At 59.2% G+C, this 9,953-nt stretch carries 6 protein-coding genes; 5 read left to right on the top strand and 1 reads right to left on the bottom strand.

What is annotated here, in order from left to right; translation table 11 throughout:
• On the top strand, positions 1-888 hold an 888-nt coding region (locus tag AC07YV_RS26070; RefSeq protein ID WP_494990366.1), incomplete at its 5' end, for an SEL1-like repeat protein.
• A 153-nt stretch (positions 889-1,041) separates the two neighbouring features.
• On the opposite strand, the gene tynA is transcribed toward AC07YV_RS26070, so the two are convergent.
• Positions 1,042-3,330 carry a primary-amine oxidase gene (tynA, locus tag AC07YV_RS26065; RefSeq protein ID WP_102702363.1) on the bottom strand — a complete coding sequence of 763 codons (2,289 nt, stop codon included), beginning with the start codon at positions 3,328-3,330 and terminating at the stop codon, positions 1,042-1,044.
• 720 nt (positions 3,331-4,050) lie between these two features.
• On the opposite strand from tynA, the gene AC07YV_RS26060 reads away from it, so the two are divergent.
• From AC07YV_RS26060 to AC07YV_RS26045, 4 genes are all read left to right on the top strand, one after another.
• Complete coding sequence (locus AC07YV_RS26060; protein ID WP_102702362.1) at positions 4,051-5,445, top strand: MFS transporter; 1,395 nt, start codon at positions 4,051-4,053, stop codon at positions 5,443-5,445.
• Between the two features lie 263 nt (positions 5,446-5,708).
• Positions 5,709-6,209 carry a sigma-70 family RNA polymerase sigma factor gene (locus AC07YV_RS26055; protein WP_102702361.1) on the top strand — a complete coding sequence of 167 codons (501 nt, stop codon included), beginning with the start codon at positions 5,709-5,711 and terminating at the stop codon, positions 6,207-6,209.
• A gap of 157 nt (positions 6,210-6,366) precedes the next feature.
• Complete coding sequence (locus tag AC07YV_RS26050) at positions 6,367-7,350, top strand: FecR family protein (RefSeq protein ID WP_102702360.1); 984 nt, start codon at positions 6,367-6,369, stop codon at positions 7,348-7,350.
• Positions 7,351-7,448: 98 nt separating this feature from the next.
• Entirely contained in the window at positions 7,449-9,872 is a 2,424-nt protein-coding gene (locus AC07YV_RS26045; RefSeq protein WP_102702359.1) for a TonB-dependent siderophore receptor, read from the top strand.
• The last annotated feature ends 81 nt before the right edge of the window (positions 9,873-9,953 follow it).

Below are 9,953 nucleotides of genomic sequence, written 5' to 3'. Positions count from 1 at the left end.
CGCCTGCCGCCTGTTAGTGAAAGTGCTCAGAGCCTTTATAACTATGCACGATTCCTTGATTCAGGGGTTGCTCAAAAGAACTATCAACAGATTGCCAGATTTTATCGATTAGGTTATGCAGCGGGCAGTTACAAGGCTGGCACCAATCTGCATACGTTGATATCACAAGGCATGATTAAAAGTGATGAGCCTGGCAAGGAAGTCATCGATATTGTCGAATCGCTCATCTCGGCAGGTGTTCCAGGCGGCTACTACGATATGGGTCATTACTTGGAACTTGGATACGGCGTCAAACAGGATACCAGTCGAGCACATGCATATTTTCGCCAAGCGGCAGACTTGGGCAATCCGGACGCCCAGTTTTACGTGTCGAGATTGTTAGAGAAAATTGAAGTTGCGGATGAGGTGGTAATCGAATTGCGCCGTTGTGCCATGAATCAAGGGCATAAAGAGAGCAGCTTTTATTACGGGGTATTGTTTAAAGCACGGGATGTTTATCCCGAAGCTATACAGGGTTTTCAGGCAGGCGCTCGTAACGGTAGCGGGAATAGTGCCGGATTCTTGAGCGGAGGATTTAGAACACCAGATCCAAAAAATGAACTGTATTACTTCGCGCTGGCTGAAGATCCAGAGCGCTCCCGACGCTACGCAATAATCGAGGAGTTCCTCGACCGCTATGAAGACCTTGGTGCCAAGGTCCCCGACATCGACAGCATCGTCCCGCTTCCCCCCGCCAAACTCCCGGACTGGGACGGCACCTTCGAATGGCTGAAAAAAAGGGACTCCACACCACCTCCGGAGAAACCTTCGGAGGAGATGATTCGCGAACTCAGTGAGGAAAAAGGCCTCGATCCGGAAACCGGCCTGCCCCTGTCAAAACATCAATGACAATCACCGGCGCGCTGAGTACCAGCTGGGATTCTAGAGGAGCGAGCTTGCTCGCGATGGTCGTCAACGATAACGCGCGAATTCTGGATAAACGCAGTGTCTTTGAGATCTTCGCGAGCAGGCTCGCTCCTACAGGTATTGCATTCGACCTGTTTACTTCGGGGCGCTGAGGTTCAACGTCGGCGTTTCATCAAAGAAGTTCCACGGCTTCAACAGCACATGCACCCACTCGGTCGGCATGATCGGCCATTCCTCGGCGCGGGCGATGTGGGTGGTGCCGGTGGTCAGCCAGACCACGTCGTCGGTGTTCTCGATGGAGTGGTTGTCCTGGGTGAACTGCCCCAGGCCCGAGTCCTTGTCCGAGCGGTTCGGGTATTTGCCTTCAGGGTATTTTTCCTCGGGGTTGTATTGGGTCACCCACAGTTGCTTGTCCATGAAACTCAGGCGGTGGTAGAGCCATTCGTCCTTGCCGAAGTTGGCGCCCTTGGCCACCGGGTGGGTGCCGCCGGCGTACGGAATCAGCTGATAGGAAACCGGGTTGCCGACCTTGTTCTCCTTGCTGAAGTTGGTCAGCAGGCGCACGGTCGACGGGTCGAATTTCTGCGCCGCCTGTTGCTCGGTGCCGACCACTTTGGTTTCGGTCTGCATGGTGCTGGTGCGCGGGCCGCCACGGTCGTTGGGCAGCACCACCGGGTTCACTTCCACCAGTGAGTTCTGCTCGCCGTCCACGTCCATGTCGAGGCGGAAGTTGTAGATGTGCTGGTGCGTGGTGCCGACGATGTTGTGATCGAGCAGGGTGCCGTAGCGCGTGTCTTCCCTGGCGGTGTCTTCGTGCATGGTTTTGGACTTCACGCCCTTGACCGCTTCGATGCCGGTGGCACCAGCGTCGATGCCGATGGTGCCGTTCTGCTGGAAGACCCAGTCGAAGATGTAGTCGTAGTTGCCGACGGTGCTGATCCATCGCACCACCAGCTCACGACGCTCGGTGCTGAGGTTGGGCTGACCCATTTCCTGGTGTTTGTACTCGGGCCCGGCGTAGCGCTCGAACACCGCCATGGCGCGCGGGATAGCGGTCGGTGCGCCGGTGTAGTCGGCGATGGTGGCGTCCAGCAGCACGGCGTTTTCCGGGGCGTCCTTGCCGCGGGCGATCGGCGAGGTCAGGGTGCCCATGCCGTAGTCGCCGGAGTCGAGGTAGGCCTTGAAGTACCAGCCGATGTCCGGGTCGCCGTAAGGCACGATCATGCCGCCCAGCGAGCCTTCGTACATGATTTTGCGTTTCTTGCCCTTGTCGTCGTAGGTGACGGTGGACAGGATCGGTCCGACCCGCGAATCGAGGCGAACGTGGAAGTCCCAGTTCTGCCAGTGAATGCTGTTGCCGCTGATGGTGTAGTTCTTGCCCTCGGGTTCGATGATTTCCAGCGGTTTGACTGCGACGCCCTGGCGTCCGCGTCCGTCATACGGCGTCGGCTTCATCGGCACCGGAATCAGCGCGTCGTCTTCGATCTTGATCAGTTTCTTCTGTTCCAGGTCGACAATCGCCACCAGGCCCTCGATCGGGTGCGCCCAGTAGTTGCCGTCACCGGTGTTGAGGTAGCTGACGATTTTCAGCAGGCGCTTGTCCTGCGCCAGGCCGTCCTTGCCGTCGAAGTAACCGACGGTCAGGGGCGTGGCCACAACCTTCTTCACATCGTTGATACCGCGCTTGGCCAGGGCCTGGGCGTATTCCGGGCTGCTCTCGACGGCCGATTGCACCGTTGCGAAGTCGTCCAGCAAGACCATGCCGTGGGCGCCTTCGATCGGCTTCCAGGACTTGAGTGTCTTGGTGTCGAGATCCACCAGCGCTTCGATCACATGTTTGCCGTCGAGCACCACGATTGAGGCCTCGCGCGGCTGGGCGACGTTCTGCCCGGTGAGGGCGAAGTTCCACACCTGATCCTTGGGCGGCGCCTTGACCGAGACTTCGGTGAAACGGAAACCGGGCTTGTAGTTGTCCGATTTCTTGACGATGTCCACGGCCGTGGTGATTTCGGCGGCGCTCAGGGGATTGAGCGGGTTGGGGCGGGTCTCGACGACGAAGGTCTTGTCCAGCCCGGACTGGAACACCTGGTTGATGAAGTCGGTGGACATGAACGCCTTATGGTCCTTGAACACCACCGGCACCGTCAGCTCGATGCGCTTGCCGTTGAGCATCGCCACTTTGCTGTCGGGCTTGACCTTGAGATAGACCCCGTCCTTGGCAATGGTGAACAGGTTGGCGTAGTCGTCCCATTTCACCGTGGCACCAAAGGCCTCCAGACCCTCTTGCAGCGGCACCATGTCGGCATGACCGCCGTGGGCCTGGGCATTGCCCGCCCAGTAAGGCAGGCCGAGTGTGCCCAGCGTGATAGCCAGGGCGAGGCGGGCCAGCGGTTTTCTGTTTCGCAATGCAAGGGAGGTGAACATTCTGGGTTCCTTCGGAAAAGCCGATAACAGCCATGCCCGCACTTTGCTACAGCCGGTGAATGGCTGCATTGGGAATCCTGCCAAAAACCTTTGGATCTGTGCCTGATTGAGCGTAGTCGGGCGGATTTTGACTGTTTTCCTACCGGTTGTCGTACAACGATGAAGGGTCGATGACGCCTTTTTAAAACTCACAAGGGAGTGAGCGACGCGTCGCGGTACCTGTGCCCAGGAGCCTGTTTTACGGGTTTATTCGATTATATGTCGCATTTTCAGGGCGGTCAGGCCGTTCAGGTCTAAGGAGTTTTCTTGTTGACAGTGGCCCATGGGACTGGCTATAAATTGCTTAAGTCATACGACGACATATGACATGAACGTCCAAACTAAAAATAAAAAGAGTGTCGACCTCAACATGAATCCAATCGCCTCCCTCTCGCCCCTGAAGTTCCCGTGTTCAGCCATCGGCTTCTATGTGCACACACCCTTGCGCCCGTTACCTGAGACAACCCGTCACTGACTCGCGTGAGAAACGCAGGCTGAGCAATCGGTCCCCGTTTCTCAGTGAGTTGTCTGATGAGTTGTCCGAAATCAGTTGGCCCAATCCCTTGGCGGAATAGGGCCCGTTTCGTCGTGGACTGATGCATTGAAGTGAAGCCCGGCGGCCCAATCGATCTCGTTTTACACCGAGAGATCATCACCAAAAATCTACAATAAAGTGATGCCATGAACTTGAACGAGCCCATTACTGCGCAACGCGTCAGCCAGTCTGTCGGTAAATACCGATGGACCATTTGTGCGTTGTTGTTTTTTGCAACCACCGTCAATTACCTCGACCGCCAGGTGCTCAGCCTGCTGGCGCCGGATCTGTCGAGGCAGTTTGGCTGGAGCAACACCGATTACGCCAACATTGCCGCCGTCTTCCAGTTCACCTACGCGATTTCCATGCTGTTCGCGGGCCGTGTAGTGGACAAGATCGGCACCAAGGCCGCTTTTGTGGTGGCGATTTGCATTTGGTCGACCGGTGCCGTCATGCACGCCTTTGCAGAACCCATGGGCGAGGGTATTGCCGCCATCTGTAGCGCGCTGGGTATTGCGGTCATCCCGGTCTCGATCGCCGGCTTCATGCTGTCGCGCGCCGTGCTGGCGATCGGTGAATCGGCCAACTTCCCGACCGCAATCAAGGTCACCGCTGAGTATTTCCCGAAGAAGGAACGCTCCTTCGCCACCGGCATCTTCAACTCCGGGGCCAACGTCGGCGCGATCCTGGCACCCATTTCGGTGCCGCTGATCGCTGGCCTGTGGGGCTGGCAGACGGCGTTCATCGTGATCGGCATGCTGGGCTTTATCTGGATGGGCGTATGGCTGGTGTTGTACGACAAGCCGGAGGAGCAGAAGCGCTTGTCGGCGCAGGAACTGGCGCACATCCGCAGTGATTCCCCCGCCAGCGCTGCTGTGCAGACGGGCGTCGGCAAAAAGGTTTCGTGGTTCCAATTGCTGAAATACCGTCAGACCTGGGCGTTCGCCTTCGGCAAGTTCATGACCGACGGTGTGTGGTGGTTCTTTCTCTTCTGGCTGCCGACCTACCTGTCGGAGCAGTACGGCCTGAAAGGCGCAGCGATTGTGGTGCCACTGGCCGTGCTGTACAGCATGACCATGGTCGGCAGTATTGGCGGCGGCTGGTTCCCCAGCTATTTCATGGCCCGTGGCGACAAGCCGTATGACGGTCGCATGAAAGCCATGTTGGTGATTGCCGTTTTCCCGTTGGTCGTGCTGCTGGCGCAGCCATTGGGTCACATCAGCGTCTGGGTACCGGTGTTGCTGATTGGTGTGGGCGCGTCGGCGCATCAGGCCTGGTCGGCCAACATCTTCACCACGGTGTCCGACATGTTTCCGCAAAAGACCGTCGCGTCCGTGGTCGGCATTGGCGGTATGGCGGGTGGGTTGGGCGGAGTCTTGCTGACCAAGATCGGTGGTTGGGTGTTCGACTACTACAAATCGGTGGGTGAAATCCGTACCGGCTACATGATCATGTTCGCCGTCTGCGCGCTGGCCTATCTGGTGGCGTGGAGTGTGATGAAGATGCTGGTACCTCGCCACAAGGAAATTACCGACCTGTGAATGACGGCTTCGATGGCATCTGCAAGACGGAGTAACCCGTCGGATTGAACAAGGCCGCTGAGTAATCAGCGGCCTTTTTTCGTTTCGGGTTACCTGTAGGAGCTGCCGAAGGCTGCGATCTTTTGACTTTGATTTTGGAAAGAAAGATCAAAAGATCGCAGCCTTCGGCAGCTCCTACAGGGGGCGTGTTTGAGGTGGGTGGCGATTGCTTTGGTTTAATAAGAAGCATTACTATTCACGCCCCGTTTCCACAGCACACCGCAATGACCCTCAAGCTGCCCCGCAGACACGGCTTTTTCGAGCATTACGAAGAGTTGGTTGGTACCTGGACCCGTCGCCTGAGGAATCGTCAGCAGGCCGAGGACCTGGCCCACGATACCTTCGTGCGGGTGCTTGAGTCCGATTCGGCGCGGGTGGAACAGCCCCGGGCATATTTGCACCAGACCGCGCGCAACATTGCCGTGGATGGTTATCGGCGTGAGGACCGGCGGGGCGCCATGGAGTCAGAGGCGATCGATCTCAGTGAGTCGCCGACCGGCGACCCGGAGCATTTCATGCATGCGATCCAGCTGGTCGATTCCATCGAACGGGCGCTCACCGAGTTGCCGGTCAACTGCCGCAAGGTGTTTGTCTGGCAGAAAATCGAGGGCCTGACCCAGGCCGAAATCGCCGAACGCCTGGGGCTGTCCAAGAACATGGTGGAAAAGTATATGATCCGCACGCTTCGGCACCTGCGTGATCGCCTGGACGGGTTGCAGTCATGATGTGCTGCGGCCATGAACCTACCTGTAGGAGCTGCCGAAGGCTGCGATCTTTTGGCGGCCTTGGCGTTGCCGAAGATCAAAAGATCGCAGCCTTCGGCAGCTCCTACGCCAAGCCGATGCGGTGTGATGATTTTTCCCCGGCCCAACAGGAACTTCCATGATGGATACTCGTGATTGTGCGTGCGGGCAAACAACGGTTCGCGATGACGCGGCGCTATGGTTTGTACGTTTGCAGGAACCTGTCGTCGATGTCGAAGTGCGTCGCCGGTTCCAGGCCTGGCTGGACGAACACCCCCAACACCGAAACGAATTCGACGTGCTCCAGAGTTTGTGGAGCGCTGCCGATTTGCTACCGGCGGCGCGTTTGCGTGCCTTGTGTGAAACCCCGCCAGCCCTGAAAAAACCTCGTCCGGTGCTGCGTTACGCGGTCGCCGCCAGCGTGCTCGCGGTGGCGCTTGGCCTGGGTCTGTTCAGCAGCCTGGATCATCCGGCGCCTTACACGGCCGAGTTTTCAACGGCCCTGAATGAGCGGCGCCATGTGACGTTGCCGGACGGTTCGGCGGTGGATCTGGACAGCCGCAGCCGGATTCAGGTGCGTTTTGAAAAGGGTCAACGCCACGTTGAGCTGAGTGAAGGCGAAGCGATGTTCAGCGTCGAGCACGACACCCGCCGACCCTTTGTGGTCGAGTCGGGCAGCGGCAAGGTCACGGTCACCGGCACCCGGTTCGACGTACGCCGTGGCGCCAGCGAAACCCGGGTGGTGGTGGAGCAGGGCACGGTCAAGGTCCAGGGGCGCGAGGCTGCCGATCACGATTTCATCCATCTGACAGCAGGCCTGGGCACCCACGTCGATGCCCAGGGCAAGGTCGCGGCCGCCTACGCCGTCAACCCGGCGGAAATGACCGCCTGGCGCAGCGGCAAACTGGTGTTCAACAACGCCAGCCTGGCCGACGTCGCCGAGCAGGTCTCACGTTATCGGGAGAAACCGCTCAAGGTCGCCAGCGCAGCGGTCGGCGATCTGCGCCTGACCAGCGTGTTCAAGTCCGACAACACCGACGCACTGCTCAAGGCCTTGCCGAGCATTCTGCCGGTGGCCGTGCGCACCCTTGGCGATGGCAGCCAGGAAATAATTTCAAAATAAAATTCAGGTTTTTTTCGAGTTCATCGTCTTCCTGTTCAACTGCAACTGGTTTGCATTAACAAGCGCACACTTTTGCGATCCACAGGATTACGTTCGACGTGAAAAACTCCACCGCTAAAAACAACAAATTCCCCTGGTTGCCGCTGGCGCTCGCCCTGGCGGTCAACGTTGCACTGCCCCAGGCCTTTGCGGCCGACGGCATCCGCATCCCGGCGCAACCCTTGGGACAAGCCTTGAGCCAGTTGGGCCAGCAAACCTCGCTTCAGGTGTTCTTCAGCCCTGAACTGGTCGCCGGCAAACAGGCTCCGGCGGTGGAAGGCAATATTTCCCCGGAAGACGCACTGCGCCAGTTGCTGCAAGGCAGCGGCCTGCAATACCAGATCGATGAAGGTTCGGTGACCCTGATGCCGGCACCGACTTCGGCGGCCAACGGCCCGCTGGAGCTGGGCGTGACCGACATCAAGGTGGTGGGCGACTGGCTCGATAACGCCGATGCCGCCTTGGTGCAGAACCACCCTGGCGCACGAACGGTGGTGCGCCGCGAAGCCATGGTCGAGCAGGGGGCGATGAACGTCGGCGAGGTGTTGAAACGGGTTCCCGGCGTGCAAGTGCAGGACGCCAACGGCACCGGTGGCAGCGACATTTCCCTCAACGTCGGCGTGCGTGGCCTGACTTCGCGCCTGTCGCCTCGCTCCACCGTGCTGATCGACGGCATCCCGGCGGCGTTCGCGCCCTACGGGCAGCCACAACTGTCCATGGCACCGATTTCCTCCGGCAACCTCGACAGCATCGACGTGGTACGCGGCGCCGGGTCCGTGCGCTACGGACCGCAAAACGTCGGCGGTGTGATCAACTTCGTGACCCGCGCGATCCCGGAACAGGCCTCCGCGGAAATCGGCACCACCCTGGAAACCTCGCAGCACGGTGGCTGGAAACACATCGACACGGCGTTCATGGGCGGCACCGCCGACAACGGCATGGGCGTGGCGCTGTTGTACTCCGGCGTGAACGGCAACGGTTACCGTGAAAGCAACAACGGCAACGACATCGACGACGTGATCCTCAAGACCCATTGGGCGCCGACCGATGTCGACGATTTCAGCCTCAATTTCCACTACTACGACGCCAAGGCCGACATGCCCGGCGGCCTGACCCAGGCGCAGTACGACGCCGACCCGTTCCAGTCGGTGCGCGACTACGACAACTTCAGCGGCCGTCGCAAGGATGTGTCGTTCAAGTGGGCGCGGCAGATCGACGATCGCACCCAGGCCGAAGTGCTGACCTACTACACCGACAGTTTTCGTGGCAGCACCATCGCCTCGCGTGACCTGAAGACTCTCAATTCCTATCCGCGCAGCTACTACACCTTCGGTATCGAACCACGGGTCTCCCACGTCTTCGATGTCGGCCCGACCACCCAGGAAGTCAGCGTCGGTTATCGCTACCTGAAGGAAGCCATGCACGAAGAGGCCAGCCGAGTGGCGCTGGTCAACAACGAGCCCGTCGTGCGTCCGGGGGCGGACGGCCATGTCTATCAGGACCGCACCGGTGGAACCGAGGCCAATTCGGTCTACGTCGACAACAAGATCGACGTAGGCAACTGGACTGTCACCCCGGGAATTCGCTTCGAGCACATCAACACCGATTGGCATGACCGCCCGGTACTCGACACGGCCGGTAAACCAGTGCCGGAGAAAAAACGCAGCATCGAAAGCAACGAGCCGCTGCCGGCCCTGAGCGTGATGTACCACATGTCCGAGGCCTGGAAGCTGTTCGCCAACTACGAAACCTCGTTCGGCGCGCTGCAGTATTTCCAGCTGGGGCAGGGCGGTATCGGTAATGAGCCTGCCAACGGCCTGCAGCCGGAAAAGGCCAAGACCTACGAAATCGGTACGCGCTACAACGATGACGTGTGGGGCGGCGAGGTGACGCTGTTCTACATCGACTTCGACGACGAACTGCAATACATCAGCAATGACGTGGGCTGGACCAATCTCGGCGCGACCAAGCACCAGGGCATCGAAACCTCGGTGCACTACGATATGGCGGCGCTGGACCCACGCCTCGACGGCCTGAGCGCCAACGCCGGTTTCACCTACACCCGCGCCACTTATGAAGGTGAAATCCCGGGCTTCAAGGGCCGTGACCTGCCGTTCTACTCCCGTCAGGTGGCCACCGCCGGCCTGCGTTACGACATCAACCGCTGGACCTGGAATCTCGATGCGTTCGCCCAGTCGAAACAGCGCTCGCCGGGCACCGGGGTGAACGCCGATGGCAGTTTCAACGGCAACTACATCACCGAAGGCTTCGCCGACGGCCAGTTCGGCGACATTCCGGGTTACGTGACCTGGAACGTGCGTAGCGGCTATGACTTCGGCCCGCAGGTGTCGAACCTGAAACTGGGGGCCGGGGTGAAAAACATCTTCGACAAGCAGTACTTCACCCGCTCCAGCGACAACAACTCGGGCATGTACGTCGGTGCGCCGCGGACGTTCTTTGTGCAGGCCAGTGTCGGGTTCTGATAGACCGAGGTGAATTCATCGCGAGCAAGCTCGCTCCCACAATGACCGTATCGTTCACAAATCATGTGTACGACACAAATC

It is taken from the genome of Pseudomonas sp. GW456-E7, from assembly GCF_059424105.1.
The sequence above is the reverse complement of the archived record's forward strand: the minus strand, read 5'-3'. Positions and strand labels throughout refer to the sequence as shown.